We start from the raw sequence: 15,719 nt of genomic DNA, 5'->3' as shown, positions 1-15,719 counted from the left end.
AGGGGCGACCCAGATTGGTGCTGGCTGGCCCCGGCCGATACGTTGAGCGCCACCATGTGGTCGGGGTCACACACGCCGACGACCACGCTGCAAGCCGTCGGCGTCCGGCGATCCCGGGACCGCCGCTAGCTGTTGAAGGAGAGCCCGTTGTCCGAACATGAGAGTTTCGGCCCCGACCTGGCGGACGTCTTCGGACCGTCCCAGTCCGACGGTGGCCCCGAGCTCGTCCAGCTCCTCACTCCCGAGGGTGAGCGCGTCCACCACCCGGAGTTCGACCACGACTTCTCGGCCGAGGAGCTGCGTGGCCTCTACCGCGACATGGTCCTGACCCGGCGCATCGACGTCGAGGCCACGGCGCTCCAGCGCCACGGCGAGCTCGGCATCTGGGCCCAGCTGCTCGGCCAGGAGGCCGCCCAGATCGGCGCCGGCCGCGCGCTGCGCCCCCAGGACTACGTCTTCCCGACCTACCGTGAGCACGGCGTCGCCTACTGCAAGGGCGTCGACCCGCTGCGGCTGCTCGGGCTGTTCCGCGGTGTCGACCAGGGCGGCTGGGACCCCAACGAGAACAACTTCGGGCTCTACACGATCGTCATCGGCGCCCAGACCCTGCACGCCACCGGCTACGCCATGGGCATGCAGCGCGACGGCGTGGTCGGCACCGGCGACCCCGAGCGCGACTCGGCCGTGATCGCCCACTTCGGCGACGGCGCCTCCTCGCAGGGCGACGTCAACGAGGCGTTCATCTTCGCGGCCTCCTACAACGCGCCCGTGGTGTTCTTCTGCCAGAACAACCAGTGGGCCATCTCCGAGCCGATCGAGCGCCAGACCCGCATCCCGCTCTACCAGCGCGCGCTGGGCTTCGGCTTCCCGGGCATCCGCGTCGACGGCAACGACGTGCTGGCGACGTACGCCGTCACCAAGGCCGCGCTGCAGCGCGCCCGCGAGGGCAACGGTCCGTCGTTCGTCGAGGCCTACACCTACCGGATGGGCGCGCACACCACGACCGACGACCCCACCCGCTACCGCCTCAACGACGAGCTCGAGCACTGGAAGCTCAAGGACCCGATCGAGCGGCTCAAGGTCTACCTGCGCCGCAACGGCCTGGTCGACCAGCAGTTCTTCGACGACCTCGACGCCGAGGCCAAGGAGATGGGCCACCACCTCCGCGAGGGGTGCAAGGCGCTGCCCGACCCGAAGCCGATGGACCAGTTCGGCTACGTCTTCACCGAGATGACCGAGGAGATCGCCGCCCAGCGCGACGGCTTCGCGGCCTACCTCGCGTCGTTCGAAGGAGCCCACTGAGATGAGCACCACTCAGAAGATCACTCTCGCCAAGGGCCTCAACATGGGCCTGCGCAAGGCGATGGAGGCCGACGACAAGGTCCTGCTCATGGGCGAGGACGTCGGCAAGCTCGGCGGCGTCTTCCGCATCACCGACGGCCTGCAGAAGGACTTCGGCGAGGACCGCGTCATCGACTCACCCCTCGCGGAGTCCGGCATCGTCGGCACTGCCGTCGGCATGGCGCTGCGCGGCTACCGCCCCGTCATCGAGATCCAGTTCGACGGGTTCGTCTACCCCGCCTACGACCAGATCGTGTGCCAGGTCGCGAAGTACACCTACCGCTCGCAGGGCAAGGTGAAGATGCCGATCGTCATCCGCATCCCCTTCGGCGGCGGCATCGGCGCGGTCGAGCACCACTCCGAGAGCCCGGAGGCGCAGTTCGCGCACACCCCCGGCCTCAAGGTCGTGGCCTGCTCCAACCCCGTCGACGGCTACTGGATGATCCAGCAGGCCATCGCCCACGACGACCCGGTCATCTTCTTCGAGCCCAAGCGCCAGTACCACGCCGACAAGGCCGAGCTCGACGAGTCGGCCACGCCCGAGCCGCTGTTCACCTCGCGCGTGGTGCGTCCCGGCACCGACGCCACCGTCCTGGCCTACGGCCCGACGGTGAAGACGGCGCTCAAGGCAGCCGAGGCCGCCGCGTCCGAGGGCCGCAACCTCGAGGTGATCGACCTGCGCACGCTGTCGCCGCTGGACATGAAGCCGGTCTACGAGTCCGTACGCCGCACCGGTCGCTGCGTCGTCACCCACGAGGCGCACGTCAACCTCGGCATGGGTGCCGAGGTCGCGGCCCGGGTCACCGAGGAGTGCTTCTACTCCCTCGAGGCCCCGGTGCTGCGCGTCGGCGCCTTCGACATGCCCTACCCGCCGTCGCGGATCGAAGAGGAGTACCTCCCCGACCTCGACCGTGTGCTCGACGCCGTCGACCGCACCTTCGCGTTCTGAGAGGGATCCGAGATGTCTGAGTTCCTCCTCCCCGACGTCGGCGAGGGCCTCACCGAGGCCGAGATCGTGGCCTGGAAGGTCAAGGTCGGCGACACCATCGAGATCAACGACGTGATCGTCGAGATCGAGACCGCCAAGTCGCTCGTCGAGCTGCCCTCACCGTTCGAGGGCACCGTCCTGGCGCTCCTGGTCGCCGAGGGCGAGACCGTCCCCGTCGGCACGCCGATCATCTCGGTCGGCGCTCCGGGTGAGGAGCCGTCGGCTCCCACCGCCGCCCCGGCCGAGCAGACCGAGTCCGACCCCTATCTCGGGATCGCGCAGAAGGCAGGTCAGCAGGCGGGTGCGGCCGAGGCTGCCCAGCAGGTCGACCCGGCCGACATCGACCTGTCCAACCCGGCTGCCTCCGGCTCGATGGAGGGTGCCTCCCTCGTCGGGCGGATCAAGGCCGAGCGCGGTCCGATGCGCCGGGCCCGCCGCGGCTCCGCGTCGCCGAGCACCGACGCCGGCGCCCAGACGCAGATGCAGGTGCAGGGCGCGTTCTCCCCGGGCGGGGCCCAGTCGCAGGACGTGCTGCCGGCCGACGAGCCGCCGGTGCCGGCCGTCGACCAGCGGCCCGCGCCCGCGGCCGCGCCCGCCGAGGCGCTCGTCCCGGCAGCCGCCCAGGTCGGCGCGGGCGACGTACGGGCGCTGGCGAAGCCGCCCGTGCGCAAGCTCGCCAAGGACCTCGGCGTCGACCTGACGACCCTGACCGGTTCGGGCCCCTCGGGCTCGATCACCCGCGACGACGTGCAGGGTGCCGTCTCCGGATCCGCCACGGCCCGGACGACGTCGGTCGAGGAGGTCGCCCAGCGACCGTCACGAGACCAGGCGTCCGGGGAGCGCGAGACGCGCGAGCCGATCAAGGGCGTGCGCAAGATGATGGCGACGGCGATGAGCCAGTCGGCCTTCACCAGCCCGCACGTCACCGAGTGGGTCACCGTCGACGTGACCGCCACGATGCAGCTCGTCGACCGGCTCAAGGCGCGGCGCGAGCTCAAGGACGTGCGGATCAGCCCGCTGCTCGTGCTCTCGCGTGCGGTGCTGATGGCGATGAAGCGGACCCCGGAGATCAACTCGTTCTGGGACGACGCCGCGCAGGAGGTCGTCTACAAGCACTACGTCAACCTCGGCATCGCGGCCGCCACGCCGCGCGGCCTGGTGGTGCCCAACGTCAAGGACGCCGACGCGATGTCGATGGTCGAGCTGGCCGGCGCGCTTGGCGAGCTCACCGCCACCGCCCGCGACGGGAAGACGCAGCCGGCCGAGATGGCGGGCGGCACCTTCACCATCACCAACGTCGGCGTCTTCGGCGTCGACGCCGGTACGCCGATCATCAACCCCGGCGAGTCCGCGATCCTGTGCTTCGGCGCGATCAACAAGCGGCCGTGGGTCGACGAGGCCACCGGCGAGATCGTGGTGCGCGACGTGACGACGCTGGCGCTGTCGTTCGACCACCGTCACATCGACGGTGAGAAGGGCTCGCGCTTCCTCGCCGACGTGGCCGGCATCCTGCAGGACCCGGGCACCGCGCTGCTCTTCTGACCGATCTCTGTCCGGGGTAGTGAGGGACGTTCTGGTCGGCGATCGGCCGACCTTCCTACCGGAACGTCCCTCACTACCCCGAGGTCACCGGGCGTGCCAGGCGGCGAGCACCTCGGCCTCCCGCTCGGCCGACAGCGCGACGACCGGGGAGTCGAGGCAGCCCGGTGCGGTCTCGGCCACCGGTCGCAGCCGCAGCCCGGCGGCGAGCGCCGGTGCGGGGTCGTGCGCCAGCATGCCGTCGTACTCCGGGCGCGGGAGCCACAGCGGCAGCGAGCCCTCGCCCGCCCACGGCGCGACCTCGTGCGCCTCGAGGAAGTCCTGGTCGACCCAGGTGAGCCGCGGGTCGGCCCCGACGCCGGACGCCACGCCCGCGAGCAGGTCGGCGAACGGCATCGGCTCGCCGACCGCGTCATAGGCGCCGGTCGTGCGGGCCTCGGCGAGGTCGAGCAGCCACGTGGCCAGGTCGCGCACGTCGATCACCTGCACCACGTCGTCGGGCGCACCCGGCGCCAGCACCTCGCCGCCGCGCGCCAACCGCTGCGGCCAGTGCGCGAAGCGTCCCGTCGGGTCGCCCGGACCGACGATGAGCCCGGGGCGTACGACGACCGCGGACGCCGCGGCGTCGACCACCAGCTGCTCGCAGGCGACCTTCATGCCGCCGTAGGCCTCGGGGTCCTCGGCCAGGTCGACGTCGTCGGTGATCGCCTCGACCAGCGGCTCCATGGCGGCTGAGGAGTTGTCGGCGTAGACGCTGATCGTCGAGACGAACACCCAGTGCGCCGCCGGCGCCGCCTCGACCGCGCGGCGCACGTGCGAGGGGTGGCGCGCGACGTCGACCACGGCGTCCCAGTCGCCGTCAGCCAGCTCGGCGGGAGCCGGCTCGGCGCGGTCCCACCGGAGGTGGGTGGCGCCCTCGGGCACGGTGCCCGACTCGCCGCGGCACGCACACGTCACGTCCCACCCGCGGGCCAGGGCCTGCGCCGCGGTCTCACGTGAGAGGAACTTGCTTCCGCCGAGGACGAGGAGCTTCATGACCCCCACTCCACCGGCCCGGCAGCGTGGGCGGCAAGGCGTTTCGCTCTGGGCGCAACAGTGCCGACCGCCCCTGTGTCTGCCCCTTTGTCACCCGCAGGGGTGGCCTGCGAGGATGAGGGTCTCGGAACGCACACGAAGGAGCGGGCGCATGGCTCTCGACGCCGCCACGGCCGCCTCCGGCGAGCCCAGCACGGCGACCTTGCTGGCGCGTGCCCAGCAGGTGGCCGACCAGCTGCAGAGCGAGGCCCGCGAGGAGGCCGAGCGGCTCACCGCCGACCTGGCCACGCTGCGCGCTGAGGCCCGCCGGCTGATGGCCGAGGCCGAGCGCGACCGGGCGGAGGCCGCGCGGGCGCGCAAGCAGGCCGAGGAGGTCCTCGCCGGCGCCTCGGAGGAGGCCGCCACGATCGTGCTCGACGCCAACGAGCAGGCCTCGCTGCTGATGACCGCGGCCGGGAGCGCCCGCGACCAGCAGGTCGAGGCGGCCCGCGCCGAGAGCGAGAAGCTGCGCGCCCAGGCCGCCGACGACGCCGTGTCGCTCCGCGCCGAGTCGCAAGAGCTGCGCGACAGCGCGGCGGCCGAGCGCGACGCGCTGCTCGAGGCCGCTCGCGTCGAGGCCGAGCAGACAGTCACCGGCGCGCAGGAGACGGCGGCCCGTCTGGTCGAGGAGGCACGTGCCGCTGGCCAGCAGCACCTGGACTCCGCCACGGCCGAGGCCGAGACGCTGCGCGCCAGCGCGTCGGCCGAGTCGGCGCGGATCCGTGACGAGGCGTCGCTCCACGTCGAGGACCTGCGTCGCACCACGGGCGCCGAGGTGGAGCAGATGCGCCTCGCTGCGGAGGAGACCCTCGCAGCTGCGCGCGCCGAGAGCGACGACAAGCTGCGTCACGCCTCCGAGCAGACCGAGTGGGCCACCCAGACGGTGCAGTCGGTGCTCGCCGGCGCGGCCACCGAGGCCGACTCGATCCGCAAGGCCGCCCATGCCGACGCGGGCGACCACGTACGCCGCGCACGCGAGCGCGCCCACGGCATCATCGCGGCGATCGACGCTCGCGTGGCCATCGAGCTCGCCGAGGGCAAGCAGCGCGCCGCCGAGATCGAGCACGCCGCCTCCCAGGCCGCCGCCGAGCGGACCGCGGAGGCCAAGGCGGTGCTCGAGCAGGCGCACACCGAGGCGGAGCGCATCATGGCCGACGCGACCGACGAGTCCGAGCGGGCCGTCGAGCGCCTCGAGCGCCGGCGCGCCGAGGCCGAGAGCGGCGCGGCGAGGCTGCGTGCCCTGGTCGCCGAGGAGGTCACCCGCAGCCGGGCCGAGGCGGCCGAGGACCGGCGCAGCGCCCGCGAGGAGGCGCTCGCCATGGTCGCCGACGGCCGGGCCGAGGCCGACCAGCTGCGCGACGGCGCCCGCCGCGCGGTGGAGCGGGCCCGCGCCGAGATCGCCCAGCTGCAGACGCAGCGCGACAGCATCGCCGCCGAGCTGGCCCGGCTCTCCGGCGTCATCGAGGCACTGTCGGTGCCCGAGCGTGCGACGGGCGCCCCCAGCTCCTCCAGCCAGACCCCCGACCAGGAGAACTCCGATGCCTGAAGAGATGTTCACGTCCGTGCGCCGCGGCTACGACCCCACCGAGGTCGAGCGCGCCATCGCCCAGGCCCGCGGGGAGGCCGCCGCCCTCCAGAAGCGGCTCGAGGCGGCCGAGGCCGCCGCCGAGCAGGCCCGGTCGGAGGCGGCCGCGTCGCGCGAGGCGCTCGTCTCGCGGGAGGCGCACGAGCCCGAGCTGCCGACGTACGCCCACCTCGGTGAGCGCATCGGCCAGATCCTGTCGCTCGCCGAGGCAGAGGCGGCAGAGGTCCGCGACCGCGTGCGGGGCGAGGTCGAGGCGCTGCGCAAGGACGCGGAGGCCGAGGTCGCCGCGCTGCGCGCCGAGGCCGACCGCTACGCCGAGGAGACCCGGCGCGACGCCGAGGCCGAGGGTGCGCGCGTGCTCGCCGACGCGCGCACGGCCGCCGACTCCGAGCGCGACGCCGCCGAGCGGGACGCCTCCGCCCGTCGGGCCGAGGCCGAGGCGCTGCACGAGGAGGCCCGCGCCCAGGCCGCGCAGGCCGCCGCCGACTTCGAGACCACGCTGGCCGAGCGCCGGCAGAAGGCCACCTCGGAGTTCCAGGCCCAGCAGGCCGCCAGCCAGGCCGAGCTCGACGCGATGACCGCGCGCAACCGCGACGCCGAGGCCGCGATGGAGCGCAGCCGCAGCGAGGCCGAGGCGAAGGTGGCGCGGATGCTCGCCGACGCCGAGGAGCGCGCCACCACGATGGTCGCCGAGGCTCGCGCCACCGCCGACCGGGTGCGCGCGGAGTCCGATCGCGAGCTGGCCGCGGCCGGGCAGCGCCGCGACAGCATCAACGCCCAGCTCTCCAACGTGCGCCAGATGCTCGCCACCCTCAGCGGCACCAGCGTGCCCGGCGTCGGGATGGCTCCGGCGGCCAGCGCCGGCGAGGACGACGTACCGGAGGCCGTCACCGAGGCCGAGGTCGTCGAGGCCCAGGAGGAGGCGGCTGCCGAGGCCGCCGAGCGCTCCGACGCGCCCGAGGAGTCCGCCGAGGAGCGGTGAGTGAGGAGGGTTCGGGCACTGCAGAACCCTCCTCACACACCGCCCGCTGAGTCGGCGGTGAGTGAGGCGGCTTCCCCGGGCCCAGAACCCTCCTCACGCACCGCTCGGGCCGATCACACGTAGCGCCGCGCCCGCTTCTGCGCCGACCCCGGACCCGACGCCAGCAGCGCGCTGAGCTCGTGCTCGAGCACCGCACCGACGCGCCGGCAGAACTCCTCCGGCTCGTCGGCGGCGTCGGGCTTCTCGGCGACGATGCGGTCGACGATGCCGCGGCGGTAGAGGTCGAGCGCGCGCACCTGTTGCGCGCGCGCCATCTCGGCCGCGTGGTCGAGGTCGCGGTGCACGATCGCGGAGGCGCCCTCGGGCGGGAGCGGTGAGAGCCACGCGTGCTGCGCGGCGACGACCCGGTCGGCGGGCAGCAGCGCCAGTGCGCCGCCACCGTTGCCCTCCCCGAGCATCAGGCACAGCGTGGGCGCATCCAGGGTGACGAGGTCGGCGAGGGAGCGGGCGATCTCGCCGGCGAGCCCGCCGTTCTCGGCGTCGGCCGACAGCGCGGCGCCCTGGGTGTCGATGACGGTGACGAGCGGCAGCCCCAGCTCCGAGGCCAGCCGCATGCCGCGCCGGGCCTCGCGCAGCGCCTCGGGGCCCATCGGGTGGTCGGTGGTCTGCCCGCGCCGGTCCTGGCCCAGGAAGACGCACGGCGCCTCGCCGAAGCGCGCCAGCGCGATCAACAGGCCGGGGTCGCGCTCGCCCTGGCCGGTGCCGTTGAGCGGCACGACGTCGCTGGCGGCGTAGCGCAGCAGACGGCGTACGCCGGGCCGGTCGGGGCGCCGCGAGCGCGTCACGCAGTCCCACGTGTCGACGTCGGGCACGTCCTCCTGCCCGGGGTCGGCCACCGGCGCGACGCCCTCGCGCGCGGCCATCAAGATGGTGAGCGCGCGGTCGAGGATGTCGGCGATCTCCTCGGGCGGCAGGACCGCGTCGACGATGCCGTGGGCGTAGAGGTTCTCCGAGGTCTGCACGCCCTCGGGGAACTTCTTGCCGTAGAGCGCCTCGTAGACCCGGGGGCCCAGGAAGCCGACCAGCGCACCCGGCTCGGCGACGGTCACGTGGCCGAGCGATCCCCACGAGGCCATCACGCCGCCGGTCGTGGGGTGGCGCAGGTAGACGAGGTAGGGCAGGCCCGCGGTGCGGTGGGCCGCCACGGCCGCCGAGATCCGCACCATCTGCACGAAGGCGGGCGTGCCCTCCTGCATGCGCGTGCCGCCGCTCACCGGCGCCGCGACCAGCGGCAGGCCCTCGCGGGTGGCGCGCTCGATGCCGGCGACGATCCGGTCGGCCGCGGCCCGGCCGATCGAGCCCGCCAGAAAGCCGAACTCGCCCACGAGCACCGCGATGCGGCGCCCGTGCATGCGCGCCTCGCCGGTGAGCACCGACTCGTCGACGCCGGACTTCTCGGCCGCGGCGGCCAGCTCGGCGGCGTACGCCTCGCTGACGCCGTCGCGGGCGGGCGGGGTGTCCCACGAGGTCCAGGAGCCCTCGTCGAGGACCAGGTCGATGAGGTCGTGGGCGGAGAGGCGGCTCATCCAGCGAGGCTAGCCGCGACGCGGCTCAGCTCCGGGCACTCCCGGCTTCGGCGTGGTGCGGCCCATGATCCACGCGTCGAAGAACGCCGACAGCTCGAGGCCGGTCTCGCTCTCCCAGTGGTCGTAGAGCTGCTCGCGGGTCACGGAGGTGTTGTCGTGGGCGGCCAGCCACGCGCGGGCGATCCGGAAGAACTCGTCGTCGCCGAGGGCCACGCGCAGCTCGTTCCACATGAGCGCGGGCGTGTAGTAGACGTTGGAGCCGCCGAACTGCGCCGGGTCGTAGTCGCCGGGCGGGCCGTACTCCGCGCGCAGCCCGCGGTCCGCGAACCGCGCGCCCTGCAGCGCGGTGCGCAGCGGACGTACGTCGTGCTCGTCCTCGTAGAGCCACTGCATGAGCATCGTCATGCCCTCGTTGAGCCACACGTCGCGCCAGTCGGCGGGCGAGACCTGGTCGCCGAACCACTGGTGCACCAGCTCGTGCGCGATCACCGGCGGCGACAGGACGTAGTCGCTGTTGCCGAGCGTGACCATGGTCTGGGTCTCCATCGCGCTCTGCGAGTCGGTGACGACGAGGCCGAGGGTGTCGAAGGGGTAGGGCCCGAGCTTGTCCTCGATCCAGTCGACCGACGCCGACGCGGTCCGCAGCCGGCCCAGGCGCTGCACCATGCCCCGCGGCGTCCAGTAGTCGACGCGCAGGCCGTCGTCGGTGGTGCTGGAGCCGTGGGCGTAGTCGCCGATCGCGAGGGTGACGAGGTAGGACGCGGCCGGCTCGGTGAGCTGCCACGAGGTGGTGGTGCCGTCCTCGTCGGTGCTCAGCTGTGTCAGCGCGCCGTTGGAGATCCCGGTCCAGGGGGCCGGTGCGTGGACGGTGATGTCGTAGAGCGCCTTGTCGGAGGGCTGGTCGTTGACGGGGTACCAGGTGTAGGCCCCGTAGGGCTCCTGCATCGTCCACACCTCGCCGGTGTCGGTGACGGTGAAGCCGGTCGTCGAGAAGTCGCTGCGCGTCGTCGGCGCCGGCGCCGGCCGCGGCGTGCCGACGTAGTCGAGGGCCAGCTCGTAGCGCTGGTCGGCGCTCACCGGCGCCTGCACGACGAAGTCCTTGCCGCGGCGGGCGAACCGCACGGGCTCGTCGTCGAGGGTGACGCGGCCGACGGTGAGGGCGGGGGAGAGGTCGAGCTGGAAGCGCGGCGCGCGGCGGGTGGCGCGGAAGGTCACGACGGCGTGCCCGGTGAGGCGCCGCGCGACGGCGTCCCACGACAGGTCGAGGTCGTAGTGGAGGGCGTCGACCCGCGGGTCGCCGACGGCGGGGTAGACGCTGTCCTCGCGGGGCTCGGAGACGGCGAGGTCGAGGTCGGGCTCGACCGCGTCGGTGACGGTGGGCGCCGAGGCCGGTGCGGGCGCGTCGCCGTCGGACTGGTCCACGGCCTGCGTGGCGGCGGGGGTGACGAGGTCGTCCGGTGTGCCTGCCTCGGTGGAGCAGGCGGCCAGGACGGCGACCGAGGCGACGAGCGCGAGCCCCCGGGCGCCGCGGTGGCGGGTCACCGGTCGCCGCGCAGCAACGGGCGGGCCAGCTTGCGGCCGTGGTGGATCTGCGCCTTGACGGTGCCGAGCGGGGCGTCGACCAGCGCGGCGATCTCGTCGTAGGGCAGGCCGTAGACGTCGCGCAGCAGCAGCGGCTCGACGTACTGCGGGTGGTCGACCTCGATGGTCTCCATCGCCTCGAGCAGGTCGAGGCGGGTGCCGGCGATCACGCTGGTGGTGCGCGGGTCGGGACGGTCGTGGGCGCCGTCCTCGAAGTCGGTCGGGACGGCGAGGTTCTTCAGCCGGCGGTACGTCGTGCGCGCGCTGTTGACCGACACGATGTGCAGCCAGGTCGTGAAGCGGCCCCGCGCGCCCCAGGTGTGGATCTTGGTCGCGACGTTGAGCATCGCCTCCTGGCACGCGTCCTCGGCGTCGCTGGAGTAGGGGAGCACCCCGCGGCAGATGTTGAGCACCCGCGGGCGCACCGCGGCGAGCAGCATCTCCAGCGCCTCACGGTCGCCGTCGCGCGCCCGTCGGGCCAGGTCGTCGATGTCGTCCGGCGCGAGTGCGGCACCGTGGTCCCCCGTATTGCTCACGCCTGCACGATAATGCCCGGGTGTCCGCTCCCTCTCGTCTCGGTCGGTACCCGGTGCGGCGTCGCATCGGGTCCGGGGCCTTCGCGACCGTCTGGCTCGCGCACGACGAGCACCTCGACTCGCCCGTGGCGATCAAGGTGCTCGCCGACAACTGGGCGGGCGACCTGCACATCCGCCAGCGCTTCATCGAGGAGGGACGCTTCCTGCGCAAGGTCGAGTCGCCCCACGTGGTGACCGTCTACGACGCCGGGGAGCTCGCCGACGACCGCCCCTTCCTCGTCATGGCCTACGCCGACCAGGGCACGCTGGCCGACCGCCTCGAGCTGGCCACCCTCACGCCCGGCGAGGCCCTGGCCGTGATCGACCAGGTGGGCAAGGGGCTCAGCGCGCTGCACGACCGCGGGGTGCTGCACCGCGACGTCAAGCCCGCCAACGTGCTGTTCCGCAGCGTCGAGCACCCCGGCGGCGCGCAGGTCGTCGCCATGGTCGGCGACCTCGGCCTCGGCAAGGCGATGGACATGTCGTCGCGGCTGACCATGGTCGGCGGCACCCCGACGTACGTCGCCCCCGAGCAGGCCCGCGGCGAGGGCCTGGACGGCCGCGCCGACCAGTTCTCGCTGGCCGCGCTCGGCTACTACCTCCTGGCGGGCCGCCAGCCGTTCTCCCACACCAGCCTGTCCGCGGCCGAGGACCCCGCACCGCCGCCGCCGATGGGCATCGACAACGCCGAGGCCGAGGCGGTCGTGCTGCGCGCGCTGGCCCGCGACCGCGACGACCGCTTCGACGACGTCGCGTCCTTCACCGCCGCGCTGGTGGAGGCGATGGGCGGCCAGGTCGAGGATGCCCCGCGCACGTGGGTGCCGATCGACCCCGACCTCACGCGCGCCGAGCCGCCGGCTGCCACCACGGCCGGCGACGTCGACGCGGCGCCGCTGCGGCCCGGGGGGCGGTGGCGGCGGGCCCGGCGTCCGGCGGCGGTCGTGGCCGCGCTGCTGGTGCTCGCGGTGGGCGCCGGGGCCGGCTGGACCCTCGAGCGCACGAGCACCGCGACGCGGACCGTCGCGGACCGCACGGGCACGATCTCGGTGACGGTGCCGGAGTCGTGGACCGCCCAGGTCGACCCCGAGCAGTGGACCCCCGTCGAGGGCGAGCAGGCCCAGCCGTCGCTGGCCTCGGGCAGCCGGGCCGGCTGGAACTCCGCCGACGACCCGTCGCCCGGCGTCTTCGTCGGCATCCTCGCCTCCGACAAGCTGCCCTCGCGCGTGCCGCAGCACAAGGAGTGCGTCGACGCGCCCGGTGGCCTGATCCGCGACCAGCGCGACGGCGACGCGTCGATGACGGTCTTCTTCAGCGGCTGTCCCGGCGCCGACGTCATGGTCGAGCGCGTCATCCAGGTCAACTCCAGCCAGCTGCTGTGGGTGCAGGTCCGCAGCGACGAGCGGGCCACCGCCAACCAGGTGCTCGACTCCGTCACCGTGTCGGGCATCTGAGACGCCCGACGACCGGTGCGGTCAGTCTCCGCCGAGCCGGATCCCCGAGGCGACGCGGGAGATGAGGTCGGCCATGCCCTCCTCGTCGACGGCGCGGCCGGTGACCGCGATCTCCACCTGCGCGTTGTCGGAGCCGGTGAGGTCGAGCCAGGTGAGGTAGCCGTTGCGCAGGTGGTTGCTGGTGACGTACGAGAAGTGCAGCCGCCCGTCGTCCTGGCCGAGGATCCTCACGTTGGACTCGTCCTCGTAGAGCTCGGCGATGCGCCGGTTGAGGGTCCAGTCGATCGAGCGCCGGTTGCTCAGCACCTGCTCGACGCGCATGACGTAGCCGAAGGACGGCTGGCCGGGCGGGCGCCACTGCCACTCGTTGAGCGAGTTCTCCGAGAAGTCCCAGCCCCGCGGCACCGGCAGCACCATCTGGAAGTCGCCGGTGCCGACCTGTCCCCTCACCATCCTGAGGCGGGGCTCCAGGGGCGGGTACGCCGGGTCGCGGAACAGCTCGGGGACCGGGTCGACGGGCAGGCTGGGCGACGCGGCCGCGACCGGTGCCGCCGTGCCGTCGCCGCGGGGGTTCTCGCCCAGCGCCCAGGACGCGCCGAAGCCGGTGACCAGGCCGGTGACCAGCAGCACCGCGAGCACGCCCGCCCAGCGGCGGACCGGGACGCCCATCAGGGCAGCTCGATCGCCTGCGCGGTGGCGCCGCGCATGCCGTCGGCGACCCGCCGGATGAGCGCCCGGCTCCCGGGCACGTCCATCTCGCGGCCGTGCACGACGATCTCGACGTCGGCCTGGCCGCTCTGGTCGAGGTCGAGCCAGCGCATGAAGCTGTGGCGCTTGTTGCCCTCGTTGCTGCGGTAGGTGTACTCCAGCGAGCTCGCGCCGCGGTCCTTGATCGAGACGTCGTCCTGCTCGGCGCCGAGGCGCTCGATGCGGATGTTGATGGCGTCCTCGATGGTGATGTCCTGGCTGTTGATCTGCTCGATGCGCATCACGTAGCTGTTGTTGGACGTGCCGGGCTTCTTCAGCTTCCACTCGTTGGTGGCGTTGGCGTTCGTGCTCCAGCCGACCGGGGCGGGGAAGGTGATCTCGAACTTGCCGCTGCCCAGCGTCTCGCGCCGCATCGCGATGCCGGCCTCGAGGGGCGGGTCGTCGGGGTCTGGCTGGTAGGGACGGGGCGCCTCGATCGGCATGTCCGGGCCCGCGGCGGGCACCGGGGCGGCCACTCCGGTGCCGATGGAGGTGTCGCGGGTCTGTGCGGACGCGGCGAAGCCGCTCCCGGCGCCGACGGCCAGGAGCGCGACCAGCACTGCAGCCCCCCGCCACTCCACCCGGACAGTATGTCGCCCCTCGGGGTGGTCTGGTCCAGCCGCCGCCCCGGGTGCGCGCGCGGGGTCGTCGCGCAGGGGTGACCTGCACCTCCTACGGTGGTCCCGTGCTCATCCGCAACGCCCACCTCGTCGCCGTCACCGAGACCGTCCCCGGCCCCGTCGACGTACGCCTCGAGGACGGCCGCGTGGTCGAGGTGGGCGCTGACCTCGCGCCCCGCGGGACGTCGTACGACGCGGGCGGGCGCTGGCTGATGCCCGGGCTGTGGGACCAGCACGTGCACCTCGGCCAGTGGACGCTCGCCTCGGCGCGCCTCGACCTCGGGCCGGCGCGCTCCAGCGCCGACGCGGTCACGCTCGTGCGCGAGCGGCTCGAGCAGTGGCCCGACCTCCCGGTCATCGGGTGGGGACACCGGCCCACGGCGTGGCCGGACAACCCGACCGTCTCCGACCTCGACGCCATCGACACCGACCAGCCGATCGTGCTGATCGCCGGCGACGGCCACCACGGCTGGCTCAACACCACCGCCCTGCACATGCTTGCCCTGCCGACCCGGGACAGCGTGGTCACCGAGGCCGAGTGGTTCCTGGCCTACGGCCGGCTCGCGGCGGTCGTGGGCTCCGACGGCACCAGCCCGGAGGCCTACCGCCGCTCGATGGAGGCCGCCGCCGCACAGGGCGTGGTGGGCCTCGTCGACCTCGAGTTCAGCGGCGGGGTCGCCGACTGGGTGGCCCGGTGGAGCGGGGGCGCCGACCTGCTGCGGATCCGGCACGCCTGCTACGCCGACGGCCTCGACGACGTGCTCGCCCGCGGGCTGCGCTCCGGCGACCCGCTCGACGACGACCCGCGCCTGACCATGGGCCCGCTCAAGATCATCAGCGACGGCTCGCTCAACACCCGCACCGCCTGGTGCTGCGAGCCCTACGCCGAGAAGGCCGTGCCGGGCGCTGAGGAGGGCCAGCCCAACCAGACCCCCGAGGAGCTGCGCTCGCTCCTCGCGCGCGCCGCCGCCGGTGGCCTCGACGTGGCGGTGCACGCCATCGGTGACCGCGCGGTCACCGAGGCCCTCGCCGCCTTCGCCGACACCGGCGCCCGCGGCGGCATCGAGCACGTGCAGCTCACCACCCGCGACGACGTACGCCGCATGGCCGAGCTCGGCGTGCGCGCCAGCGTGCAGCCCGCCCACCTGCTCGACGACCGCGACGTCACCGAGCGGCTCTGGCCCGGTCGCGCCGAGCGCTGCTTCCCGCTGCGCTGGATGCTGGACGACGGTGTCGACGTCGTCCTCGGCTCGGACGCCCCCGTCTCGCCGCTCGACCCCTGGCTGGCCGTCGCCTCCGCGGTCCACCGCTCCGGTGACGACCGTGAGCCGTGGCACCCCGAGCAGTCGATCACCGCCCGCGAGGCGCTCGCCGCCTCGACCGACGGCTGGGGCACGGTCGCCGTCGGGCACCCGGGCGACCTCGTCCTGCTCGACGCCGACCCGCTCGACGGCGGCTCCGACCGCGAGCACGCCCGGCGCCTGCAGGCCTTCGCCGACCGGGTCGCGGTGACCTGGGTGGCCGGCGAGGCGGCGTACGAGCGGGGCTGAGTGCGGCCCTGCTGTAACGCCGGGTTGGTGCTTGTTCTACCCATGGTGCAACGGGGTCCCTATAAGCACTAACCCGGCGTTACAGCGCCGCCGGCCCGCC

13 protein-coding genes are annotated in these 15,719 nt (G+C 73.7%); 7 read left to right on the top strand and 6 right to left on the bottom strand.

Annotated elements, in window-relative coordinates; genetic code table 11:
• The first annotated feature begins 147 nt into the window (after window positions 1-147).
• Genes pdhA through ASG76_RS11670 form a run of 3 tightly spaced genes read left to right on the top strand, consistent with a single transcriptional unit; the run spans window position 148 to window position 3,871 of the window.
• Complete coding sequence (gene pdhA / locus ASG76_RS11680; protein ID WP_414858323.1) at window positions 148-1,302, top strand: pyruvate dehydrogenase (acetyl-transferring) E1 component subunit alpha; 1,155 nt, start codon at window positions 148-150, stop codon at window positions 1,300-1,302.
• 1 nt (window position 1,303) lies between these two features.
• Window positions 1,304-2,290 carry an alpha-ketoacid dehydrogenase subunit beta gene (locus ASG76_RS11675; protein ID WP_056603143.1) on the top strand — a complete coding sequence of 329 codons (987 nt, stop codon included), beginning with the start codon at window positions 1,304-1,306 and terminating at the stop codon, window positions 2,288-2,290.
• Between the two features lie 12 nt (window positions 2,291-2,302).
• A complete protein-coding gene (locus tag ASG76_RS11670) occupies window positions 2,303-3,871 on the top strand; it encodes a dihydrolipoamide acetyltransferase family protein (RefSeq protein ID WP_056603140.1) in 1,569 nt (522 codons plus the stop codon).
• Window positions 3,872-3,955: 84 nt separating this feature from the next.
• Here the strand turns inward: ASG76_RS11670 and ASG76_RS11665 are convergent, their stop codons facing one another.
• Entirely contained in the window at window positions 3,956-4,903 is a 948-nt protein-coding gene (locus ASG76_RS11665) for an NAD-dependent epimerase/dehydratase family protein (RefSeq protein WP_056603137.1), read from the bottom strand.
• Between the two features lie 151 nt (window positions 4,904-5,054).
• Between ASG76_RS11665 and ASG76_RS11660 the strand changes: the two genes are divergently transcribed.
• On the top strand, window positions 5,055-6,488 hold the full coding sequence (locus tag ASG76_RS11660) for a hypothetical protein (protein ID WP_056603133.1): 1,434 nt from the start codon (window positions 5,055-5,057) through the stop codon (window positions 6,486-6,488).
• A complete protein-coding gene (locus ASG76_RS11655; protein ID WP_157559085.1) occupies window positions 6,481-7,509 on the top strand; it encodes a hypothetical protein in 1,029 nt (342 codons plus the stop codon). Before ASG76_RS11660 ends, ASG76_RS11655 begins: the two co-directional genes overlap by 8 nt.
• A gap of 113 nt (window positions 7,510-7,622) precedes the next feature.
• Here ASG76_RS11655 and ASG76_RS11650 read toward each other — a convergent pair whose 3' ends face one another.
• From ASG76_RS11650 to ASG76_RS11640, 3 genes are read right to left on the bottom strand one after another with little or no spacing between them, the layout of a single operon-like run.
• Complete coding sequence (locus tag ASG76_RS11650) at window positions 7,623-9,095, bottom strand: carboxyl transferase domain-containing protein (RefSeq protein WP_056603127.1); 1,473 nt, start codon at window positions 9,093-9,095, stop codon at window positions 7,623-7,625.
• Between the two features lie 9 nt (window positions 9,096-9,104).
• On the bottom strand, window positions 9,105-10,637 hold the full coding sequence (locus ASG76_RS11645; RefSeq protein WP_056603126.1) for a M1 family metallopeptidase: 1,533 nt from the start codon (window positions 10,635-10,637) through the stop codon (window positions 9,105-9,107).
• Complete coding sequence (locus ASG76_RS11640; protein WP_056603123.1) at window positions 10,634-11,212, bottom strand: RNA polymerase sigma factor; 579 nt, start codon at window positions 11,210-11,212, stop codon at window positions 10,634-10,636. The genes ASG76_RS11645 and ASG76_RS11640 overlap by 4 nt, the downstream gene beginning before the upstream one ends.
• 20 nt (window positions 11,213-11,232) lie before the next feature.
• Between ASG76_RS11640 and ASG76_RS19400 the strand changes: the two genes are divergently transcribed.
• Entirely contained in the window at window positions 11,233-12,702 is a 1,470-nt protein-coding gene (locus ASG76_RS19400) for a serine/threonine-protein kinase (protein WP_082587469.1), read from the top strand.
• A 21-nt stretch (window positions 12,703-12,723) separates the two neighbouring features.
• Here the strand turns inward: ASG76_RS19400 and ASG76_RS11630 are convergent, their stop codons facing one another.
• Complete coding sequence (locus ASG76_RS11630; RefSeq protein ID WP_056603116.1) at window positions 12,724-13,371, bottom strand: hypothetical protein; 648 nt, start codon at window positions 13,369-13,371, stop codon at window positions 12,724-12,726.
• Window positions 13,371-14,030, bottom strand: coding sequence for a hypothetical protein (locus ASG76_RS11625; protein ID WP_157559084.1), 660 nt, complete (start codon window positions 14,028-14,030; stop codon window positions 13,371-13,373). Before ASG76_RS11625 ends, ASG76_RS11630 begins: the two co-directional genes overlap by 1 nt.
• Before the next feature lie 104 nt (window positions 14,031-14,134).
• On the opposite strand from ASG76_RS11625, the gene ASG76_RS11620 reads away from it, so the two are divergent.
• Complete coding sequence (locus ASG76_RS11620; RefSeq protein ID WP_082587522.1) at window positions 14,135-15,619, top strand: amidohydrolase; 1,485 nt, start codon at window positions 14,135-14,137, stop codon at window positions 15,617-15,619.
• Window positions 15,620-15,719 lie beyond the last annotated feature (100 nt).

The organism is Nocardioides sp. Soil774 (assembly GCF_001428125.1).
Lineage (GTDB): Bacteria > Actinomycetota > Actinomycetes > Propionibacteriales > Nocardioidaceae > Nocardioides.
The sequence above is the reverse complement of the archived record's forward strand: the minus strand, read 5'-3'. Positions and strand labels throughout refer to the sequence as shown.